The organism is Nocardia sp. NPDC052112 (genome assembly GCF_040680135.1).
Lineage (GTDB): Bacteria > Actinomycetota > Actinomycetes > Mycobacteriales > Mycobacteriaceae > Nocardia.
In genome coordinates this window covers 1-20,690 of sequence record NZ_JBFAWD010000007.1, presented here as the reverse complement: position 1 = coordinate 20,690, position 20,690 = coordinate 1, and the positions used below count along the sequence as shown (strand labels likewise).

The 20,690-nt window shown below is 66.4% G+C and carries 18 protein-coding genes and 1 pseudogene; 18 read left to right on the top strand and 1 reads right to left on the bottom strand.

Annotation, left to right across the window (positions count from 1 at the left end):
- Positions 1–4: 4 nt before the first annotated feature.
- From iolB to AB0L58_RS15045, 11 genes and pseudogenes are all read left to right on the top strand, one after another.
- On the top strand, positions 5–886 hold the full coding sequence (gene iolB, locus AB0L58_RS15095) for a 5-deoxy-glucuronate isomerase (protein ID WP_364386758.1): 882 nt from the start codon (positions 5–7) through the stop codon (positions 884–886).
- A 58-nt stretch (positions 887–944) separates the two neighbouring features.
- A pseudogene (locus AB0L58_RS15090) lies at positions 945–1,460 on the top strand (thiamine pyrophosphate-dependent enzyme); the annotation flags it as partial.
- Positions 1,457–2,422, top strand: coding sequence for a sugar phosphate isomerase/epimerase (locus AB0L58_RS15085; RefSeq protein WP_364386756.1), 966 nt, complete (start codon positions 1,457–1,459; stop codon positions 2,420–2,422). The pseudogene AB0L58_RS15090 and the gene AB0L58_RS15085, both read left to right, overlap by 4 nt.
- 256 nt (positions 2,423–2,678) lie before the next feature.
- A complete protein-coding gene (locus AB0L58_RS15080; RefSeq protein ID WP_364386754.1) occupies positions 2,679–3,767 on the top strand; it encodes a radical SAM protein in 1,089 nt (362 codons plus the stop codon).
- Positions 3,757–5,010 carry a hypothetical protein gene (locus AB0L58_RS15075; RefSeq protein ID WP_364386752.1) on the top strand — a complete coding sequence of 418 codons (1,254 nt, stop codon included), beginning with the start codon at positions 3,757–3,759 and terminating at the stop codon, positions 5,008–5,010. The genes AB0L58_RS15080 and AB0L58_RS15075 overlap by 11 nt, the downstream gene beginning before the upstream one ends.
- Positions 4,998–6,260, top strand: a complete 1,263-nt coding sequence (locus AB0L58_RS15070) for a hypothetical protein (RefSeq protein WP_364386750.1) — start codon at positions 4,998–5,000, stop codon at positions 6,258–6,260. The genes AB0L58_RS15075 and AB0L58_RS15070 overlap by 13 nt, the downstream gene beginning before the upstream one ends.
- Positions 6,261–6,266: 6 nt before the next feature.
- On the top strand, positions 6,267–7,055 hold the full coding sequence (locus AB0L58_RS15065; protein WP_364386748.1) for an SDR family oxidoreductase: 789 nt from the start codon (positions 6,267–6,269) through the stop codon (positions 7,053–7,055).
- Complete coding sequence (locus tag AB0L58_RS15060) at positions 7,042–7,620, top strand: histidine phosphatase family protein (protein ID WP_364386746.1); 579 nt, start codon at positions 7,042–7,044, stop codon at positions 7,618–7,620. The genes AB0L58_RS15065 and AB0L58_RS15060 overlap by 14 nt, the downstream gene beginning before the upstream one ends.
- On the top strand, positions 7,617–8,828 hold the full coding sequence (locus AB0L58_RS15055; protein WP_364386744.1) for an MFS transporter: 1,212 nt from the start codon (positions 7,617–7,619) through the stop codon (positions 8,826–8,828). The genes AB0L58_RS15060 and AB0L58_RS15055 overlap by 4 nt, the downstream gene beginning before the upstream one ends.
- Before the next feature lie 265 nt (positions 8,829–9,093).
- Positions 9,094–9,972 (top strand): hypothetical protein, encoded by an 879-nt coding sequence (locus AB0L58_RS15050; protein ID WP_364386742.1) that lies wholly within the window; start codon positions 9,094–9,096, stop codon positions 9,970–9,972.
- A gap of 317 nt (positions 9,973–10,289) precedes the next feature.
- Positions 10,290–10,856 carry a DUF3558 family protein gene (locus AB0L58_RS15045; RefSeq protein WP_364386740.1) on the top strand — a complete coding sequence of 189 codons (567 nt, stop codon included), beginning with the start codon at positions 10,290–10,292 and terminating at the stop codon, positions 10,854–10,856.
- Positions 10,857–11,050: 194 nt separating this feature from the next.
- On the opposite strand, the gene AB0L58_RS15040 is transcribed toward AB0L58_RS15045, so the two are convergent.
- Positions 11,051–11,827, bottom strand: coding sequence for an NAD(P)H-dependent oxidoreductase (locus AB0L58_RS15040; RefSeq protein WP_364386738.1), 777 nt, complete (start codon positions 11,825–11,827; stop codon positions 11,051–11,053).
- Between the two features lie 140 nt (positions 11,828–11,967).
- On the opposite strand from AB0L58_RS15040, the gene AB0L58_RS15035 reads away from it, so the two are divergent.
- The 7 genes from AB0L58_RS15035 to AB0L58_RS15005 all read left to right on the top strand — a co-directional run bounded on the left by AB0L58_RS15035 (position 11,968) and on the right by AB0L58_RS15005 (position 20,616).
- On the top strand, positions 11,968–12,819 hold the full coding sequence (locus AB0L58_RS15035; RefSeq protein WP_364386736.1) for a helix-turn-helix transcriptional regulator: 852 nt from the start codon (positions 11,968–11,970) through the stop codon (positions 12,817–12,819).
- A 58-nt stretch (positions 12,820–12,877) separates the two neighbouring features.
- Positions 12,878–13,726: a tryptophan 2,3-dioxygenase family protein gene (locus AB0L58_RS15030; RefSeq protein WP_364386734.1), complete on the top strand. Its 849-nt coding sequence runs from the start codon at positions 12,878–12,880 to the stop codon at positions 13,724–13,726.
- 220 nt (positions 13,727–13,946) lie between these two features.
- Positions 13,947–14,810, top strand: coding sequence for a PaaX family transcriptional regulator C-terminal domain-containing protein (locus tag AB0L58_RS15025; RefSeq protein WP_364386732.1), 864 nt, complete (start codon positions 13,947–13,949; stop codon positions 14,808–14,810).
- A gap of 559 nt (positions 14,811–15,369) precedes the next feature.
- On the top strand, positions 15,370–16,815 hold the full coding sequence (gene gndA, locus AB0L58_RS15020; RefSeq protein ID WP_364386729.1) for an NADP-dependent phosphogluconate dehydrogenase: 1,446 nt from the start codon (positions 15,370–15,372) through the stop codon (positions 16,813–16,815).
- A 222-nt stretch (positions 16,816–17,037) separates the two neighbouring features.
- Positions 17,038–18,417 carry a hypothetical protein gene (locus AB0L58_RS15015; RefSeq protein ID WP_364386727.1) on the top strand — a complete coding sequence of 460 codons (1,380 nt, stop codon included), beginning with the start codon at positions 17,038–17,040 and terminating at the stop codon, positions 18,415–18,417.
- Between the two features lie 22 nt (positions 18,418–18,439).
- Entirely contained in the window at positions 18,440–18,895 is a 456-nt protein-coding gene (locus tag AB0L58_RS15010; RefSeq protein ID WP_364386725.1) for a YbaB/EbfC family nucleoid-associated protein, read from the top strand.
- Between the two features lie 62 nt (positions 18,896–18,957).
- The gene (locus AB0L58_RS15005; protein ID WP_364386723.1) at positions 18,958–20,616 is read left to right on the top strand and encodes a hypothetical protein; all 1,659 of its coding nucleotides are present in this window, start codon (positions 18,958–18,960) and stop codon (positions 20,614–20,616) included.
- Positions 20,617–20,690 lie beyond the last annotated feature (74 nt).

Sequence of the window (20,690 nt, the reverse complement as noted above, 5' to 3'; positions counted from 1 at the left end):
CGCGATGCACAGTAAGCATTACGTGCCCGCCGCTCGAACCTACCGCGCGCCGTACACGGTGGCGCTCACTCAGGAGGCGGCCGGGTGGGATCACACCAGCCTGCACGTGATCGAACTCGAACCGGGACAGTCGCATCGAACCCACAGCCGATCCGATGAGATCGTGGTGGTACCGCTCTCCGGTGCGTGCACCGTGGCCAGCGCCGGCGAGTCGTACGAATTGGCCGGGCGCGACAGCGTTTTCGACGGTCCGACCGATTTCGTCTACATCGGACGGGACCACTCCTACACCGTAACCAGTACCGGCGGTGGACGATTCGCGCTCGGTGGCGCCCACGCCCAGCGGCAGCTGCCGTCGCGCTACGTGCCTGCCGCCGAGGTGGCGGTCGAGTTGCGCGGTGCGGGCAATTGCAGCCGCCAGGTGCACAATTTCGCGACCGCGGACGCTTTCGAGGCCGACTCGATCATCGCGTGCGAGGTGATCACTCCTAGCGGCAACTGGTCGTCGTATCCGGCGCACAAACACGATGAGCTCTCCGATACGGAGACCCCGCTCGAGGAGATCTACTACTTCGAATTCGCCCGTGGTGCCGATGATTCGCCCGGCTTCGGCTACCACCGCGTGTACGGAACCGCCGAGCGGCCGATCGATGTGCTCGAAGAGGTCCGCGACGGCGATGTGGTGCTGGTGCCGCACGGCTACCACGGACCGTCCATCGCCGCGCCCGGCTATCACATGTACTACCTGAACATCATGGCCGGTCCTGGACCGGAGCGGGCCTGGCGGATCAGCGATGACCCGGCGCAGACGTGGCTGCGCGGCACCTGGGCGGATATGCCGATCGATCCGCGACTCCCCATGAACGCGAAGGAGACTCGACGGTGAGTCCGATCGACCGCACCACCGGTGGTCGCACCCCGAATGCCGAAAAACAGTGCATCTGGACCGCGATGTCATCGTGATGGTCGGCGACGGCAGCTATTCGATGATGGCCACCGAACTGGTCACCGCCGTGCAGGAGGGCATCAAGCTGATCGTGGTGCTCGTGCAGAACCACGGCTTCGCCTCCATCGGCTCGCTGTCGGAGGCACTCGGCTCACAGCGGTTCGGCACCGACTACCAGTTCCGTGACAATACCGGCCGCCTCGCCGGTGATGTGCTGCCGGTCGACCTGGCCGCAAATGTCGCCAGCCTCGGTGTCGAGGTATTGCGGGTGCACACCGCCGACGAATTCGCGGCCGCGCTGAAGGCGGCCGAGGCCGACTCGCACACCACGGTCATCCATGTCGAGACCGATCCGAAAATCGGTGCCCCCGATAGCAAATCGTGGTGGGACGTGCCCGTCGCCGCCACCTCGAGCCTCGGCTCTACCCGCGCCGCCCGCGCGGTCTACGACGCCTGGAAACAGATCCAGCGTCCGTTCACCCGACCGACCGACACCGAAAGGGATCTGCAATGAGCACAGCATCGCGCAGCGATTCGACGAGGGGCGATGGCAAGACGACGGGTGAGCGCGCATCGGTAATCCGGGTCGGGTCCGCACCCGACTCCTGGGGCGTATGGTTTCCGAGCGACCCCGATCAGGTCGGCGCCACCCAGTTCCTGGATGAGGTGGCCGCGGCCGGGTACCAGTGGATCGAACTGGGGCCCTATGGATTTCTGCCGACCGATCCGAACGAGTTGCGCGACGCACTGCAGGCTCGCGGGCTGTCCTTGTCGGCCGGTACGGTTTTCGAACATCTCCATCGGCCCGGCTCCTGGCAGGCGGTCTGGGACCAGGTCGCCGATGTCGCCGCGCTGACCGCGGCCGTCGGGGGCCGTCATGTCGTGGTGATCCCGGAAATGTGGCGCGACCCGTCGACCGGCGCGGCGCTGGAGGACCGCGAGTTGAGCCGCGACGCGTGGCGGCGCAAGACCGGCGAAATCGATCGGCTGGGCAAGGCCATGTTCGAGGAATACGGTGTGCGGCTGCAGTACCACCCGCATGCGGACAGCCACATCGGCACGCAGGACGAGGTCTTCCGGTTCCTGTCCGACACCGATCCGGAATACGTCAACCTGTGCCTGGATACCGGTCATATCGCCTATTGCGGCGGTGACAATCTCGCCATCATCGAGGCACATCCGGACCGCATCGGCTACCTGCATCTCAAACAGGTGGACCCGGCGGTGATCGCGAAGGTGGAGGCCGAGGATCTGCCGTTCGGCGAGGCCGTCAAGCTCGGCGCGATGATCGAACCGCCGCATGGCATTCCGGAAATGCCGCCACTGCTCGCGCGGATCGAAGAACTCGACGTGGACATCTTCGCGATCGTCGAGCAGGACCTGTACCCGTGTGCGCCCGGCGTTCCGTTCCCGATCGCGCAGCGCACCCGGAGCTACTTGGGCGGCTGTGGCATTCCGTCCGTCCGATTCCACTGAAGCGCAATCCGAGCGCGCGTGCTACCGCACTCGATCCCAGCCACGGCGGCCTGAACCTCGGCTTCCCACAGAACAACTGAGCGGCGAGCCCGCCGCATCGAGTTCTCACTGCGGGGAAGAGCCCGCGGCCGTCCGATGACGCACAATCTCTCCTGGCTCGAAAAGGGCCTGCCCCAATACTTTTGCGCCGCATCGCCCTAGCGTGTTGCCGGTTCGGGCAGATTGCGAAATCGACTCCAGGACAGGAGATGTCGTGATGGCCGCCGAGCGGGACAGATACCGCAAGTTCCGGGTCGAGAATTTCCCGCAGACCGACTTGGCCGGCTACCTTCCCGTCGACGGTGTCGAAGTCAAATTTCTCGATGGCTGCAATCGGTCGTGCATCTTCTGTGTGAACGAGGACTACATCGGGAAGCGGTTGAATCCGTTGGATGCCGGTCGCTTCGCGCAGTCGCTGTTCGACTGGATCGATTCGCCCACCGAGCCGGAACGGCCCGAGGCGGTCTATGGCACCGGCGGTGAGCCGCTGATGGCGCTGGATCTCGTCGAGGAGGTCTTCCGCCCGCTCGGCGAACGCGGCATCACCACGCGACTGGTGACCAATGGCACCTTGCTGGACGAGAAGCGGATCGCCCGACTGGTCGATATGAAATTGTCCGGGGTGAAGGTGACCTACAACACCGCCGACTCCGCTCGGCTGGCGGCCCTGATGAAGGGCTCGAAATCCGGTGATGCCGACCTGATTCTGCGCAATATCGGGCTGGCCAAGGCGGCCGGACTGTGGGTGTTCGTGCGAATCGGACTCGGCAAGCACAACTTCGACGAGGCACCGAAGATCTATCGCATCATGCGCGAGATCGGTGTCGATGTCGTGCAGATCAAGCCCTGGATTCCGTCCGGACTCGCGGCGGCCAATCAGACCGAACTGAGCCTGAGCCCCTCGGTACTGTTCGATCGGTTCACCGGAATCATGGAAGAGCTCTACGACGAAATCCAACAGCCCGGCGGTCCGGAGGTGACCGTCTCCTGCTATCCGCCGGCACGGAATCTGGGATTCACGGTCAAGGATTGCGCCAATGTGGCCAAGATCTACTGTGAGCCCTGCGGCCACGCGCTGGTGTGCAATTTCTCCGACGAATACCTGGGCAGCTGGTTTCCCGAGGACGGTGGCCTGCTCGCGTGCGTGCAGCGTCGCCGTGAGTTGTATCCGCGGATTATGGACGCCCACGGTGTCGCATCGTGCCCGGCCCGGTTGAACTGGTCGTCCCCGACCGGCGTGGTCAACCCCGCGCCCGAGTGGAAGCCCGCGATGCGGTTGCCGCTCGCTGTCGTCGATGTCGAATGAGCCCGCGCCGCAGCGGATCTTGCTCCTCTCGCGCAAACCGCTCGGCGAGCGCCCGCTGCACGAGTGGCTTCCGGAGGTCGTGACCGACACCGTTCTCATCACCGTGCCCGCGGCGTTGGCGAATATCGGCGCCGATGTGCGCGACCGGTTTCGCGACTGCCGGACCGTCTCGGATTACCGATCGTGGTCCACCGAGTGGCTGGCCGAATGCGCGGCGCGCGAATATCGAGTCGGTCTCATCGCCAGTTCGAGTGAGGATGACGTGCTGCGCAGCGCACGGCTGCGCGGTCGGCTCGGATTGCCTGGGCAGACACTGGAATCCGCACACGCCTATCGCGACAAGCTGATCATGAAGGATACGGCGGCGCGGGCCGGAGTAGCTGTCCCCCGGCGGCGGGCCATCGATCGGCCCACCGATCTGATCGAGTTCGTCGAGGAGGCCGGATTGCCCGTCGTGGTGAAGCCGCGTCGCGGCTCCGCGTCCATCGGGGTGCGCATCCTGCGCGACGGAGGCGATGTCACCGCATTCCTGGCATCGGGCGCATTGCCCGCGGCACCACAGCGTTGCGGCCGGTGGATTGCCGAGGAATACGTCGACGGCGAGTTCTTCCATGTGGACGGCATTATCGCGGACGGGGCGGTGGTGCACTGCTGGCCGAGCCAGTACAGCAGCGGCAATGCCGAAGCGGCGCTGAGAGAGTCCGAGTTGTCGAGTGTTCTGCTCGCCCCCGACGACCCGCGAACGGAGCTGCTGCAACACTTTGCCGCCGATGTCCATCGCGCATTGCCGAATCCAGCGTTCCCGACGAGCTTTCACCTGGAGGCATGGCTACCGGCGCATGGCAAGCCGGTGCTCTGCGAGGTCGCCTCGCGGACCGGCGGTGCTCTCATCGCACGCATCTATCGGGAAGCGTTCGGGGTGCATCTGTCCCGGGAGAATCTGCGCGGGCAGTGTGGACTGGGCCTCGAACTGACGCATCAACCCGCAGCGCCGCGGCGCGCCGGTGGCTGGGTGCTCTTCCCACCCGGACACGGGCGATTCGAGCCGCCATCGGACGCCTGTCCGGTTGCCGGGACCGACCTCGAATTGCAGATGGCCTCAGGCACTTTCGCGCATGGACCGGAGTACGCCGCACATTCGGCGGCGGCGGTCGCGGTGTACGCCGACACCGCCGACCAGGTTCGGGAACGAATCCGCGAGACGACGCGCTGGTGGACCGAGGTGGCGCGGTGGCGGAATTGATCCGCGAGCGCCCGCGCCGGGTGGCCGTGCTGTCGAAGAAGCCGCTGAGCACGCATCGCTACGACCGTTGGTTATCGGAATTCGGTGTCCAGACAACCCTTTTCGCGGAGGATACGCCCGCGAGTCGTACCTTTCTCGCCGAGACACATGGATACTCGGCCGCACCTCGGCTCTTCCCGAATTGGAAGCTCAATCGAGCTGTCGATCAAGCGGTGGTGGACGAACACGCCGAACAGCCCTTCGACCGGATTGTCGCGCTGAGCGAATGTGATCTCGTCCGAGCCGCCGAGTTGCGCGCCCACCTCGATATTCCGGGCCAGAGCCTGGCTTCGGCAATCGCATTTCGAGATAAGTCCCTCATGAAATCACTCGCGGGCCGGGCTGGGCTGCGCGTGCCGGACCACGCGCTCGTCGATTCGGTTTCCACCCTGATGGACTTCGCGGACAGCCACCCCGACGGTGTGGTGGTCAAACCGGTCGACGGGTCGGGATCGGTCGGCGTGGTCGCGCTGCGCGACCGGACCGCGATGGAGTCCTGGGTGCGGGCCCGCGCGCTGTCGGGTGACGAGCCCACCGACTACCTCGTCGAGGAATGGGTTGCGGCCCCGATGCTTTCGGTGGACGGATTGATGCGATCCGGACAGGTCCAGGCGGTAATGGTCGGGGCCTACACGCGGACCTGCCTGCACTCGCTGGTCGACCTGGCACCGCATGGCATTCTGCAGCTCGACGCCGACGATCCGCGTGGCGCGGCGGCCCGCGATTACCTCGCCCGGCTGCTGCGCGCACTGCCCGCTCCCGAGGAGACCATGAGTTTTCATTGTGAACTCTTCGATCACCCCGGCTACGGCCCGGTGCTCTGCGAGATCGCTTGCCGCACCGGCGGCGGCAATCTCGACCTGATCGCCAACGCGGCGCTCGGTATCGATCTGGAACAGGCTTCCTGTCTCGGGCAGGCAGGCATCGACGTGGCGGTCGAGCGCGCAGTGCCCGAATCCGGCCGCTGCTATGGGGATATCGTGGTGCCGCGGTCCCCGCAACCAGTCCCGCGTGGCCTGCGCTGCGATCTGCCCGGCGTCCTGCGCTTCCACAACCATCCGGATGACCGGCCAGGGCGAGCCGCGAAGGTGTCGGATTATGTGTTCGATGCGCTGCTGGCCCACGACGACCATGCCGGTGTGCGCGGCGTGTACGACTCGGTCATCGCGTGGCTGGACGAACACCTGGCACCCGCGCAGGGACGGTGCTGACCCGCGATGGATCTCGGACTGGCCGGACGCGCCTACTACGTCACGGGCGGTAGCCGCGGCATCGGACGCGCCGTGGTGACGCTGCTGCTCGCCGAGGGTGCTGTGGTCGCGACCTGTGCCAGAGACGTTGCGGCGCTGGAGCAAATGCGTGTCGCCCTACCACCAGACCACTCCGATCGGCTGCTGACCCACACCGCCGACGTTCGGGATACAGCCGCCCTCGAACATGCCGTCGGTCAGGCTCTCGAACGATTCGGACGGCTCGACGGTGTGCTGGCCAATGCGGGTGCGGGCGTCTCCGGCGGAGTGCTCACGACACCGGAGCCGGAGTGGCACAACCAATTCCAGGTGAAGGTGGGTTCGGTGCTGAATCTGGTCACCTCGGCACTGCCCGCGCTGCGCGCGTCGGATGCCGGACGGGTCGTGGTCGTCAACGGTGTCACCGCGCACGCACCCGAGGCGGATATGGCCGCCGTCAGCGCGATGCGCGCCGCCGTGGCCAACCTGACTCGGTCACTGGCCGTCGAACTGGCGTCATCCGGCATTCTCGTCAACGCGATCAGCCTGGGTGCGATCGCCACCGACCGCCAGCGCGCTCGGTATCTCGCCTCCGGAGCGGATGAGCCCTTCGCGGACTGGTGCGCGGCAGAGGCGAGCCGCCGAGGTGTACTGCTCGGGCGCTTCGGCACACCGCAAGAGGTGGCACCGGTTGCGGCACTGCTGCTTTCGCCGATCTGCTCGTACGTGACCGGCAGTTCCATCGATGTCTCGGGCGGGTCCGGTGGCCGCACCTGACTGGGAGATCGTCATAGCCAGGCACGGCCCGACCGAATGGTCACGAGCAGGGCGATTCAGCGGTCACACCGATATCCCGCTGTCGGCCGAGGGGCGGACCCGCGCGGCCGAACTCGGCCGGGCACTTCGGCGACCGGTCCCGGAGCACATCCTCAGCAGCGACCTGACCCGCGCGCAGCAGACCGCCGAAGCAATCGCCGGCGCCGCCGGGTTCGACCCGCGCCGAATCACCTTCAGCAGCGGGCTGCGCGAGGAATCGCTCGGATCGTGGGAAGGTCGCACCCGAACCCGGATCGCCAGTACCAACCGCGATGGCTACGCCCGCTGGCTCGCCGGCGACATCGGGGCGTTCGACGGCAGGGAAGGACTTGTCGCGGTGGCGCGGCGGGCCGTTCCCGTGCTGTTCGAGCATTGTGCCGAGCGGCCCCGCACCACTGGTCGGTTGGTTGTGGTCACGCACGCGAATACGGCGATGGCGCTCATCGGCGCACTCGCCGATATTCCGCCGGATCAGTGGGCGGATCTGCCGTGTCCCCGACCGGCGGACGCCATGGTTCTGTGGTGAGCGGACCCGCCCGGACGCTGGCCTGCGCGATACTGATCACCGCCATCGGCAACGGCCTGTATCTGGCCGGTGCGGTGCTGTTTCTGACCCGGTCGGTGGGGCTGAGCGGCACCGAGGTGGGGACGGGACTGACCATCGCGGGCGTGACCGGTCTCGGCGCGGGACCCGCCATGGGCCACCTCGCCGACCGCTTCGGTGCGCGCGAGGTCTATCTGGTCACGCTGAGCGCCGAGGCGCTGGCCACCGGCAGTCTTGCCCTGGTCCACAGCTTCGCGGCATTCGTGGTGGTCGCGGCCGTGGTCGGCAGCGCCGAACAGGGCAGCAGAGCGGTGCGTGGCGCGCTGATCGCACGGGTCGGCGGGCCGGAACGCGCGCGTCTGCGTGGCTATCTGCGATCCGTGACCAATATCGGCGTGGCGCTGGGTGCCGCCGGTGCGGGCCTGGCCATCCGATCCGATACCCGCACAGCATATTTGGCGCTGATCCTCGTCGATGCCGCGAGTTTTCTGCTCACCGCGCTGATTATCGCTCGGATTCCGCGACAGTCTCCGCCGCCGCGCAGCGACCGCGACCGCGACCGCGACCGCGACCACAGCGTGCGCCCCAGCCGGTCGGACCTGCCGTTCCTCGCCGTCACCGCGGTGTATGGCGTGCTGTCCCTGCAGTATGCGGTGCTGACCGTGGCGCTGCCGCTGTGGATCGTCACCCACACCGCTGCTGCGGCCTGGCTGGTCTCGCCGCTGCTGCTGACGAACACCGCGCTGGTCGTGTGTCTCCAGGTGCCAGCGGGCCGCCGCGTCGATTCGATCGCCGACGCGATTGCGATCACCCGCCGGGCCGCTGTCCTGCTGGCGCTGGGTTGCTTGCTGTTCTGCGTCAGCGGCGCGGTCTCGCCGGTATTCGCCGCGCTGGCGTTGACGCTCGCGGTGACAGTACACACGTTGGGCGAAATCGGCCAGGCCGCAGGCGAATTCGAAGTGAGTTTCGCGCTGGCACCAGCTCACGCACAAGGGCGCTATCAAGGAATCTTCGGCATGGGCACCGGAGTCTTCATCGCCGCTGCCCCAGCTTTGCTCAGCGTGATCTGCATCGATCGGGGCCCGGCCGGATGGATACTGCTCGGCGGCATACTCCTCACCGCCGGAGTCTGCAGCGGACCGATCACGCGCTGGGCGCAGCGCCGCGCCGCGCATCTGATCGATGCGTGAACCGAGCAGTGCTCTTCATCGCGAGCTACGAATGGCGATTGCGGCGGTGGATCAATGATCAGAGTTCGGATTGCGCCGAGGTGAAGCAATGCGGCAGCTGCGGGACGGCTTCGGCACACGGATGTCACCACGTGGCAAGAGTGACCGGGGCATCACCAGGGCGCCATCGAGTCGGTGGCGTGCATCGAACCCGGCACTGCGCTGGCATAGCTCGAGAAGCTCGGCATCTGGCCGATGTAGTGGTTGGGGCGGTATACCGGTGCTGGTGAGCGACGAATTGGTGACCGGTGAGTTGGCCGTTGACGGACTCGTGCGCGGTTTCGCCGTGCGTAGGCCGCGCGGGCAGGATGCGCCGTTGGTGTTGGTGCTGCACGGCAATCACTCGGGCAGCCCGCGGACGTATACCCGGCCGATCATGTACGACTGGACCAGTTTTGCCGCCCATGCCGACGAATGGGGCATTGCCGTCGCCTATCCCAATGGTCACGGTGGCTGCTGGGCCGATGGGCGGGGTGTCACGACGGCCGATGAGGCCGGGGTGGACGATGTGTCGTTCCTGCACGCGGTGATCGATTGGTGCGCCGACCGGCTCGGCACCATGCCGGATCGAACCCTCGTCGTCGGTATGTCCAATGGCGCGTTCATGTCGCACCGATTCGCACTGGCAGCCGCCGAACGAGTCCCGGTATTCGCGGCGGTCGCCGGTGGCTTTCCCGCGGCATTGCTCGATATCCGCCCAACCCACGCCGTGTCGGCAATGCTCATCAACGGCGACGCCGACCCGATTCAACCGATCACCGGCGGCCACTCGCGCCACCGCGGCCCCCATGGCGAACCTCGCGGCCGCACACTGGGATTGCTCGAAACCACCAAGCACTGGCAGACGCTCAACCGCTGCACCCACGACGGCGGCACGATCACCACCGAACACTCGAGCCGCCACACGATGACCAACGGCGTCGGCGGCACCCAGGTCACCGCATGGACAGCATTCGGCAGCGGCCACACCTGGCCCGGCACACCGGTCCCCGCAGAATGGGCCGACTCTCCCGCCGCAGCGGTGACCCTGGAATTCGATGCCGCAGAACAGATCTACCACTTCGCCCACCCCCTCCTCACCCCAGCCCGAGCCCGCAAACTCTGAATCCCCAGCCGCCTACCCCGCCGAGATGCGCTGGTGAAGGGGATCTCGGCGTTTGCCGCCGCTGTCGCATGATGATCCGGTGTCCAGCCCTGGACATCGTCAGGCGAACGTCAGGAGAATCCCTCGCTCGGTGTCACACAGCGCCGTGCCGGAGTCACCTGCCGTATCTGATGGCTCCCGCGTACCGATTTGCGCGCCACGCACCTTTTCGCCCTGCGACTACGTGCGCGGGAGCACGGATCCTGTCCGCGCGAACGCCATCGCGGGCTCGCCCCGCATAGGATCGGTCGCGTCAGCGCTCAGGGAGGGAGCCGGTCATGTTCGATCATTCACGTCATCTTGCATTCGCCACCATCGGGCTGCTCATGCTGCTCGGCACAACCAGTTGCGATACCCACGACCCGAGCTCACCCGCATCGCCGAGCAGCAGCTCGACGGCGGCGAGCCCGACCAGCAGCACGCCACACACCTTCGCCGAACTCGCAACTCACCCCTGCAATGCCCTCGATGCCGCGGATACCGCCGGATTCTCGGTCACCCGCCCCGGCGCCGAACAACCCGGCGCCGCGGGTGGATGCTTCTGGACGACACCCACCACGGGATTCAGTTTCTACCCCCACCCGTCATCCGATCTGACGACACCGCTGCCGCCCGCCCCGGGTGCGACGGCGATAACGGTGGCGCAACATCGAGCCGTCCAGATCCGCGAGTCCCTCCCGAACGGCAAGGAGGCGGGCTGCACCGTTACCGTCGCCGCAACGGGCGGGGGATCGTTCAACGTCGAGGTCGCCATCGCAGGTGCGGGCAGCGATACCGCCCCCATCGTCGACACCTGCGCGCTCGGAATCGATATCGCCACAACGATTCTCAGCCACCTGACATAGCGGACCGCGCGCTGCCGGGCTGTCGCACCGCGCGCGGTCGCGGGCTCTCACCGCATGGGCATTCGACGAGCGGGTATCGCCGCGGTGTCCTACCATGCCGCGCTCGACTGCTACCAGAGCGTCGGCAGTCCACGCGGGGGCGAAATCGCCACGGTCCTCGCCGATCGCGCCCCCGCGTGCCACAGACGGTCCGATCAGGCACGAATATGTAGCCCGAAACCCTTGCGGCCCTTGGCTTCCAGACCCTCACGAAGGCGCAGGGCGGGCAGTTCGTAGTCGCCGCCGTTCTGGGTGCGGAAGGCGATCGGGTCGGTCTGTTCGATCGACAGGAGGCGCTGCTCCCAGGCCTTCGCGGTGTCGGTGAAGTCTTCGGGGGAAAGGCGATCCGTGCCGTAGGTCACGAATGGGGGCAGCACGTCCATGCCGGGGTAGTAGAAGATGCCGTGCTGGATCGGGAAGAGGAGATCGTCGATGGGGCCGTTGATGCCGCGGTCGCTGTAATGCGGTTCGCGGCCGCCGATCGTCACCGACAGCATGGCTCGCTTGCCCGCGAGGGTGCCCTCGCCGTAGCGGTCGCCATAGCGGGTCTCGCTGTGTTCGCCTACGCCATAGGCGAAGTGGTAGGTGAAGACCCGGTCGACCCAGCCCTTGAGGATTGCGGGCATCGAGTACCACCACAGCGGGAACTGGAAGATCACGGTATCGGCCCAGAGCAGTTTCTCCTGCTCGGCCGCGATATCGGCGGTGAGTGTACCGCTGTCGTACGCGCGGCCGGAGGCTGCGGCCACGCGCAGTGGGCCGCTCGTAGCGCCGTAATCATCGGCGTCGACCGCCGACTTCCATCGCATCGCGTACAGGTCGCTGATCTGCACCTCGTGCCCAGCCTCACGCAGGGTGGTCACCGCGATATCCTTGAGCGCGCCGTTGAGTGACCGCGGTTCTGGGTGGGCGTGGACGATGAGTGTCCGCATTTGCTGCTCCTTCGGATCGGATGTATTCGATATTCGGCATCGCCGCGGCCACCGTTCAGGGACGCTTCTTCCATCGGACGGGACTTCCTGGTATCGGCAGGACCACCCTCGCCCCGCGAAATCGTGGCAATACTGGAGGGATGGACGAGCTCAGCGACTTCCTACGCACGCGGCGGTCCCTGGTGGATCCCGGATCCGTCGGCATTGCGACCGATTCGCGCCGCCGGGTGGCCGGCTTGCGCCGGGAGGAGGTCGCACATCTGTCCGGGGTGAGCGTCGACTATTACGTGCGCTTGGAGCAGGGGCGGGCCCGGCAGCCATCCGCGCAGGTCCTCGATGCGCTGGCCCGGGTGCTCGGCCTCGCCGAGGTGGAACGCGAGCATCTGCACCGGCTGGCCCGCCGTCCTCTGCGCCCGGCGAAGTCGGTGCCGAATGTCCGCATCCGCCCGGAGTTGCGGCGGGTGCTGGACCTGATCCCCGACGCACCCGCTTTCATCGTCGATCACCGCCTCGAGGTGATGGCGGGCAATCGGCTCGCGGAACTGCTGTACGGACACAGCCCGATGAAGGGCCTGAACATCGCTCGCCACATCTTCTTGGACGACTGCGGCGCGCGCTCGCTGTACGCCCAATGGGAGGTCTGCACTCGCGATGTCGTCGGACACCTGCGCCTCGCGGCGGGCAAGTATCCCGACGATCCGAAACTGTCGGCACTGATCGGGGAACTCGCCGTGCACAGCGACCGGTTCCGCAAGCTGTGGGCGCGCGCGGACGTCCGCTCGCGGACCCACGGCCGCAAGGCCTTCATCCATCCCTTGGTCGGCACCCTGGACCTACATCAGGAGAACTTCGCGCTGCCGGAGGAAACCGGCACCGAACTTGTCATCCTCTCCGCGGAACCCGGCAGCGAATCGCACGACAACCTGCGCCTGCTGGCCAGCCTCGGTGCGACGGATGTCGCCGCACCCGATCGGCATATGACACAATCATAGTGAGCGTCACGTTCATGTAATACGGTAAATCGGGCGCCACAGGAGAACGGAGCCGCTGATGACCATCCGACGTGACGCACTCGAACGGAATATCGTCACCGATTTCAGCTCTCGCATGAGCTACGGCGCGTACCTGGACCTCGACACCCTGCTGGGCGCGCAGCATCCGGTCAGCCGCCCGGAGCAGCACGATGAGCTGCTGTTCATCATTCAGCACCAGACCACCGAGCTGTGGCTGAAGCTGGTACTGCACGAATTGCGTGCCGCGCGTACGGCCTTCGACGCCGACGACATCGGTGTCGCGCTCAAATGCATTGCACGGGTGAAACATATCCAGAAGACGCTGACCGAGCAGTGGTCCGTGCTCGCGACGCTGACGCCCACCGAATACGCGCAGTTCCGCGACTTTCTGGGGAACTCGTCCGGGTTCCAGTCCTATCAGTACCGGGCCATCGAGTTCGCTCTCGGCAATAAGAACGCCGCCGTACTTCGGGTGTTCGAATCCGATCCCGCGGCGCATGAACTACTGGCCACACTATTGGGCGAACCGACCCTCTACGACGCATTCTGGCACCACCTGGCCCGCACCGGGCTCGCGGTGCCACGCTCGACGCTGAAACGGGATGTCACCGAGGCCCATACGCTCGACCCCGAATTGTTGGCCCTGGTGCAGTCGATTTACGAAGCGCCAGAAGAACATTGGTCCGTTTACGAGACATTCGAGGAGCTGGTCGACCTGGAGGAGAACTTCCAGCTGTGGCGGTTCCGGCACCTGCGAACCGTGCTGCGCGTCATCGGAAGGCGAGGCGGGACCGGCGGATCCAGCGGAGCCGGGTTCCTGCAGCGCGCACTCGAGCACACCTACTTCCCGGAACTGTTCGCCGTGCGTACCTGGACCGGACACTGACGCCCGAATCGCGATCGGAGCCGGACGCCGGCTCGACGCGCGCTGCCGACGACCATCGCCTCACTTATCGGAATGCCCGTCACACGATGACCACTCACCGATAGCCGTGCTCGCGGATGCGGTGCTCGACGACATCGAGCACGCCCCGGCAGCACGACCGCCCCACCCACCCGACGCTCGGCGCATACGTCCGCGACCTCGAAGGGATACCCGACACGCGATGACCACTGACCAACGGCCGTTCGCAGCCGCGGTGCTCGACGACTTCGATGCACGTCCTGGCAGCGCGACCTCGCTTACCCGAACGGTGCTCGGCGCATATGTCCGCGACCTCGGCGGATGGATCGCGGTGGCGGATTTCACCGAGCTGCTTGCCGTGCTCGGCATTCCGGCACCGAGCACGCGCACCGCGATCACGCGTTTGAAGAGCAGAGGTGTGCTGTACCCCGAAAGCCGCAGCGGGCGTGCGGGTTACGGACTTACCGACGCCGCGCTGGCCATGTTCGCCCGCGGCGACCGACGAATCTTCGGGTTCCGCCGGATGACCTCGGGCGATGCGTGGCGGCTGCTGTCCTACGGCATTCCGGAGTCCGAGCGCGCCGCGCGACACCAGCTTCGGCGCCGACTGTCCGCGATCGGCTGCGGCGCCGTCTCGGCGGGTCTGTGGATCTACCCGGAGTACCTCGCGGCCGAGGCAGCCGCCATTGTGACGGCCCTGGACCTCGACAACTACGTGACCTCGTTTCGCGCCACCGAGCCCACCGTACCCGGCACCCTGCGCGAGGCCGCCGCACAATGGTGGGATCTCGACGACCTCGCGGCCAGACACCGAGCCTTCTACGAAAAGCACCGCGGAATCCTCGACCTCGACAGCAGCCGCCGAAATGCCTTCGCACACTTCACCTTGATGCTCGACGAGTGGCGGATCATCCCCTATATCGATCCGGGCCTACCCGACGAAATGCTGCCGCACAATTGGCCGGGGCCTGCCAGCGTGCAACTGTTCGCCGAGGCCCGGCAGCGCTATCTGGAACCTGGTCGCCGATGGGCGCGAACGCTCATCGGTGACCGTTGTGCCCGGTGAGAAGTCGAGGAGGCAGGACAGCGCGTGCGGATCGAGCAGCATCCGATGGTGCCACTGAATACCGAAAGCCGACGCTGGGCAACCGTCCCGACGACACGGTCGTGCTGCTGATCGCACACAACATCGCGGCCCCCGGTCGAGCAGCGAGCGGTGCCGCCAAGCCATGCCGGTGCGCCGCGGTTTGCGTTCGATCGGTACCTGCGCGCTGTGGAGTCGGCGTTGACCGCTCGCCGAACCGACGCGTCGGTGCCGGTGCCGCGGTCGGGGGGCGATCTGAATCAACTATTTCAACCGGTGGAAGAAATCCGGGAACAACATCGTCACAGCACCCAGGTCCAGGAGCCCGCAGCACGAGCCCCGGTCATCAATGTCTGCCGACAGGAAGGCACTGACCCACACGTCCGTGTGGGTGAAACCGGTCCTGGTGATGCGGAAACACCGCACCAGTGTCAGTCGAGGACGTCCGAGAAGGACGGTGTTCACCAGCCCTCAAAGGGTTGGAAGACACTCTGTAGGCTGCTTGCGGTAGGTGACAACACCGAACGGAGAGGGCTGATATATGGCGTCCGCAACGGCATCCGCACAGATCGGGGTTACCGGCCTGGCGGTCATGGGTAGCAATATCGCCCGGAACTTCGCCAAGCACGGCTACACGGTGGCATTGCACAACCGCAGCATCGCCAAGACCGACGCACTGCTGGCCGAGCACGGTGGCGACGGCGACTTCGTGCGCACCGAGACGATCGAGGAGTTCGTCGCGGCGCTGGAGAAGCCGCGCCGGGTACTGATCATGGTCAAGGCGGGCGATCCGACCGATGCCGTCATCGAAGAACTCGCCGACGCGATGGAGCCCGGCGACATCATCATCGACGGCGGCAACGCGCTCTACACCGACACCATCCGCCGCGAGGCCGCCATGGCCGCGCGTGGGTTGAACTTCGTCGGCGCGGGCATCTCCGGTGGTGAGGAGGGCGCGCTCAACGGTCCCTCGATCATGCCCGGCGGCCCCAAAAAGTCCTACGAATCCCTCGGTCCGCTGCTGGAATCGGTTGCGGCGCAGGTCGATGGCACACCGTGCTGCACCCATATCGGCCCCGACGGCTCCGGACACTTCGTCAAGATGGTGCACAACGGCATCGAATACGCCGATATGCAACTCATCGGCGAGGCCTACCACCTGTTCCGCGACGCACTGGGCCTGGACGCCAAGCAGATCGCCGACGTGTTCACCCAGTGGAACTCCGGTGAACTGGAAAGCTACCTCGTCGAGATCACCGCCGAGGTACTCGAGCAGGTCGACGCGAAGACGGGGCAGCCACTGGTCGATGTCATCGTCGACGCGGCCGAGCAGAAGGGCACCGGTCGCTGGACGGTGAAGTCCGCACTCGATCTGGGTATCCCGGTCACCGGCATCGCCGAGGCGGTCTTCGCGCGGGCGCTGTCGGGTTCGCGGGCCCAACGCCGGGCCGCGGTCGGTCTGGCCGCGGGCAAGCTCGGCGAAAAACCCACCGACACCGCGCAATTCACCGAGGACATCCGCCAAGCGCTCTACGCGTCGAAGATCGTCGCCTACGCCCAGGGCTTCGATCAGATCGCCGCGGGCAGTGCCGAATACAACTGGGACCTGCACCCCGGCGATCTGGCCACCATTTGGCGTGGCGGCTGCATCATCCGGGCCCGGTTCCTCAACCGGATCAAAGAGGCCTACGACCAGAACCCGGCACTGCCGAGCCTGATCCTCGCACCGTACTTCCGCGAGGCCATCGAGACCGCCATCGACAGCTGGCGCCGCGTGGTCGCCACCGCCACCCTGCTCGGCATCCCGGTGCCCGCGTTCGCGTCCTCGCTGTCCTACTACGACGCCCTGCGCGCCGAACGGCTCCCGGCCGCACTCACCCAGGGCCAACGCGACTTCTTCGGCGCCCACACCTACGAGCGCATCGACGCACCGGGCAAGTACCACACGCTGTGGAGTGGCGACCGTAGCGAGGTTTCGGCCGACTGAGTCGTAAGCGAATAAGGGTGTCCGCGATCGTTGGCGCTGCGGGATCCGCGGTCCTTTCCGGCCGCGGTTCACCATCGTCACGATGGGTCGTGCATGAGATGCCGCCGACCGAATCGCGTGGCCTGCCGGACTGACAGCGTCACAACAGTCCCAGCTGTGGGAAGGCCTGACAATGAACAGCCAATATCAGGTTTATCGCGCTGGATCGAGGAGGACTGCTCGGTGGACGAACCCGGCAGCTCAGCCGCCGAGCAGCGGCTCGCCGACGCGCTGAAAGCACTCGGACCAACGGGCTGGCAGCAGGCGGATGCGGTGTTCGCGGTCACGGTGGCGGGTGAGGTCGGGCAACTCGCGTACTCCGTCGGCGATCAGGTTGTTCCGCTATCACCTCCGGAGTCGGTCCTGGCGCTTGTCCGGGAACTACGGATGCTCACGGCCCGATCCGATGGCGGACCGTGGTGGCGCATGCTGGTCCTGCTGGCCGAATCCGGCGCGATCGAGATCGATTACGACTACGGCGAGCAGCCGTTCCCGCCTGGGCAGCTGTTCGCTCCGGAGGCCTATCGCGCCGACCTCGAGGCATATCCGCGCAAGATACCGGTGTGGTTGGGCGCCTACATCGGCCACGGCGACCGGCAACGACGCACTCCGCAACAGGCCGCCGCCCAAGCGCGTGGCAATCGATCCCGCCAGGTGTGGGCGACGCTGGCGGAATACGAATTTCCTCCGTTCCCGCATATGTGGGCGCGCTGGACGACGATCGCCGCAGCGTTCGTCGCCGCCCGGTCGGAGCACGGTCCGCGCATGGAGCCGTGGACGGGAGTGTTCGAAGGCGCGGCATTGGACGGCGCGACGCTGCATGCGCTCCCCGCCGGACGGGCAGTGCTTTCGGGCGGGGTGTGGAATGCCCCGACCCTGGACGCGGTCTACAACGGCGGCGAGCCGATGCCGAATCTCTATGCCGGCGCACCGGAATGGGTGGCCGATCCAGTGCTCGACCCGCGCGCCGCATCGGGTCTGCTGTCGTTCTGCTACTGGTGGGAGGCCGGGCGCTGGTATCGCGGGGTGTCACCGTCGGCGGAGGATTGTGCCGTGGCGGTGCCGGGGGTGTGGACCAGGGAAACGGTGGTGGATATTGTCGCCGATCTGCTCGGCGGGGAGCCGAATCCTGGTGCGCGGGAAGCGATTGCCGCGCTGCTGGCCGCGGCCGAGACCGGCAGGGTCACGCGGCAGGAACTGCTCACGATTTTCGGCGCGGACGACCGATTCGATATCGACGGCGCGCTCTACCAATACTCGCTGGCCGGATTGGCGCCGCCGATGCCGGAACCGATGCCCGCCGAGGAGGCGATCTCCCGGGTGCGCGATTACATCATCGGGCGCGTACTGGACACCACGGGATATCCGCTCGACCAGCTCACCGCCGAACGATTCAGTGTCGGCTGGATGGTGCATGTGCCCGTGCCCGCGGGGATGGTCGCGACGGATCGGGCGATCTTCTATCTCGGCGACGACGGTCTGTTCGAGCAGTCGTCGACATCCATCGATCCGCCGGTCTACATCGCCGACTTCGAACGCCGATACGCCGCGCGCCACGGCTGATCCGGACCGAAGGAAGGTAGTCATGGATCGTTGGGAACGAGAAGGCTTGCGCTCAGCCAACTTCGGGATGCGCAATCAGGTCGAATACATTCTCGACGCACTCGCCGAGCAACGTACCAAACGGGACGAGGTCCAGCCGAAGTTGGACACCGCACGGGCCACCGCGACCTCGGCCGACGGCCTCGTGGAGGTGACCGTCGACAACTCCGGTGTCGTCATCGACGTGCGGTTCGCCGCGAATGCCGCACGTAGTACCCCGGAAAAGTTGGGCCGCTCGGTCACCGAGGCCGGGCGCGAGGCAGCCCGTAGCATGCGGGAACAGACCACACAGCTCCTGGCACCGGTTGCCGCGGCCGTCCACGCAATGCCCGACCTGCCCGATCTGGTGCTCGGTGCACCACACTTGCGCAAGCCGCGCGATGAGCAAACCCGCGACTATTCCCAACATCGGGAAGAAGATGGGCAGCGCCCGCAGTAGAATGCCTCGCCAGGCAAATCGCCTCCTCGGTTTCGCTGGTGAGGTCTGAAGGGTGACCGGGTATGGGCCAGTCGTTGCATATCGATCCCGACCGCCTCCATGCGCTCGTCACCCAACTCGCCGAAGTCGCCGAATCCGCACGCCAAGATCTCGCCGAGCTCAAAAACACCCTGAACCATGAGGGCAAGCCGTGGGGTGACGACGAGCCGGGGCGAATGGTCGCCGATAGCTATGAGCCACAGGCGAAGAAGGGGCTCGAGGGGTACCAGAACCTGGTCGACAATCTGCGCGAGTTGAGCAAGGGCGTCAGCGAGGCCGCAGACGCGCTCAAAGACCAGGATCAGGAAGGCGGCCAACAGATCAGCTCCACCGGCTCGGATCAGCCGGTCTCCGTTGCGCCCGACACGGCCTCGAGCGGTACCGATACGCCCCGAACCAGTTCGCCCACCACCGATTCCGGGTCGAACGCGGATAACGGGAACACGACGCCGACACAGTCGGGCGATTCGAATCCCACCTCGTCCACCCAGCCGAACACCAGCCCGAGTACCTACCCGCAACCGGGGACCACCGGCTACAACCCGAGCGGCGGCCCCACGCCCGCGGGTCAGCAGCCCGGGTACCCGGATTCGAACACATCGCAGACCGAGCCGGAAAGCCCGGCCGGTCAGGAAAACTCGCCCGAAGACGGCGAAAAGGCCGCATCATCGCCGGTCACGGACGATTCCATCCCGGCAACTCCCGGCGCGACACCGTCCGCCGGCGCGACGCCACGGACCGGTGATCCCGCGGTCGCCGAGAAGCCCGCGCTCGCCGAGAAGCCGGCGGGCACACCGTGGTCGAGAACGCCGGGGTTCCCGTCGGGCACCCCTTGGTCGGGAACACGCACCGGCGCACGCCAACCCGCAAAGGTCTTCGCGCCGCACCCGTCGGGTGCAGGGCGGCCAACCAAGCCGAAACGCGAGGACAAGAATCGCAAGAAGAAACGCGAATCAACCGACTCGGTGCTGATAGCGGTACCGACCGATGCTGCGGCACTGACCGCGGCCCAAGAACTCGCCGATCGACACCGACTGCGGATCGTGGGTTTCGAAACCTCGGGTATCGGCCGAGAGATGGTCGCCCAACTGGCCGCGGCGGTCGACAACATTCTCGGCAAATATCCGTTCATCGCTCTCGGTGGGATCGAGATCGGCGAACTGGCCGACGACCGGGTTTCCCGGCTGACCCGCGATCGCGGCGATGACGGGTCGGAATCGGCGAGCGCCGGGTCGTGGATCCTGCTCAACCGCGCCCTCGTCTCGAATCCCGCCAAATTCGGCGAAAAGGTCTACGCTGCAATACAATCCGGGAAATCTGTACCCGGATCCGAGGAGCGACCGATGTATTCGACGATCGTCGGCGACCTCGGGCGAATCCTGGTCGGCCAGGTCGACGAGCGCATACTGCGGCTCGCGCAGCGGTCCCTGCTCACCGAATATCGGCGCATCAACGGCCCTTGGGACGCCGAGGACACGCTGGCCCGCATCATCGGCGGCTACCGTCAGTGGCGAGACCAGTTGGGCGGCAACAGCATCGCCGAGGGCCGCTTCCAGCCGCACGCGGCGTTGGTTGCGGCATTCGCCGAGGTGGAGTTGCGTGGCGATGACGCGTGTGGTCCGGCACGCGTGCTGTATCGGTTGCTGGTCGAGGGGGCGAGAGGGCGGTCAGCGCCGCAGTGACTGTCACTATCCCGCCCGACTTCCCGGACTGGCTGACGCGTTGGGTGGTCGGTCGCATTCCGAAGGCGAAGATC

Bases quoted from the DNA above. Each gene is read 5' to 3' on its own strand.
- iolB (WP_364386758.1), top strand. From the start codon at position 5: ATGCACAGTAAGCATTACGTGCCCGCCGCTCGAACCTACCGCGCGCCG.
- AB0L58_RS15085 (WP_364386756.1), top strand. From the start codon at position 1,457: ATGAGCACAGCATCGCGCAGCGATTCGACGAGGGGCGATGGCAAGACG.
- AB0L58_RS15080 (WP_364386754.1), top strand. From the start codon at position 2,679: ATGGCCGCCGAGCGGGACAGATACCGCAAGTTCCGGGTCGAGAATTTC.
- AB0L58_RS15075 (WP_364386752.1), top strand. From the start codon at position 3,757: ATGTCGAATGAGCCCGCGCCGCAGCGGATCTTGCTCCTCTCGCGCAAA.
- AB0L58_RS15065 (WP_364386748.1), top strand. From the start codon at position 6,267: ATGGATCTCGGACTGGCCGGACGCGCCTACTACGTCACGGGCGGTAGC.
- AB0L58_RS15045 (WP_364386740.1), top strand. From the start codon at position 10,290: ATGTTCGATCATTCACGTCATCTTGCATTCGCCACCATCGGGCTGCTC.
- AB0L58_RS15040 (WP_364386738.1), bottom strand. From the start codon at position 11,827: ATGCGGACACTCATCGTCCACGCCCACCCAGAACCGCGGTCACTCAAC.
- AB0L58_RS15035 (WP_364386736.1), top strand. From the start codon at position 11,968: ATGGACGAGCTCAGCGACTTCCTACGCACGCGGCGGTCCCTGGTGGAT.
- AB0L58_RS15030 (WP_364386734.1), top strand. From the start codon at position 12,878: ATGACCATCCGACGTGACGCACTCGAACGGAATATCGTCACCGATTTC.
- AB0L58_RS15025 (WP_364386732.1), top strand. From the start codon at position 13,947: ATGACCACTGACCAACGGCCGTTCGCAGCCGCGGTGCTCGACGACTTC.
- gndA (WP_364386729.1), top strand. From the start codon at position 15,370: ATGGCGTCCGCAACGGCATCCGCACAGATCGGGGTTACCGGCCTGGCG.
- AB0L58_RS15010 (WP_364386725.1), top strand. From the start codon at position 18,440: ATGGATCGTTGGGAACGAGAAGGCTTGCGCTCAGCCAACTTCGGGATG.
- AB0L58_RS15005 (WP_364386723.1), top strand. From the start codon at position 18,958: ATGGGCCAGTCGTTGCATATCGATCCCGACCGCCTCCATGCGCTCGTC.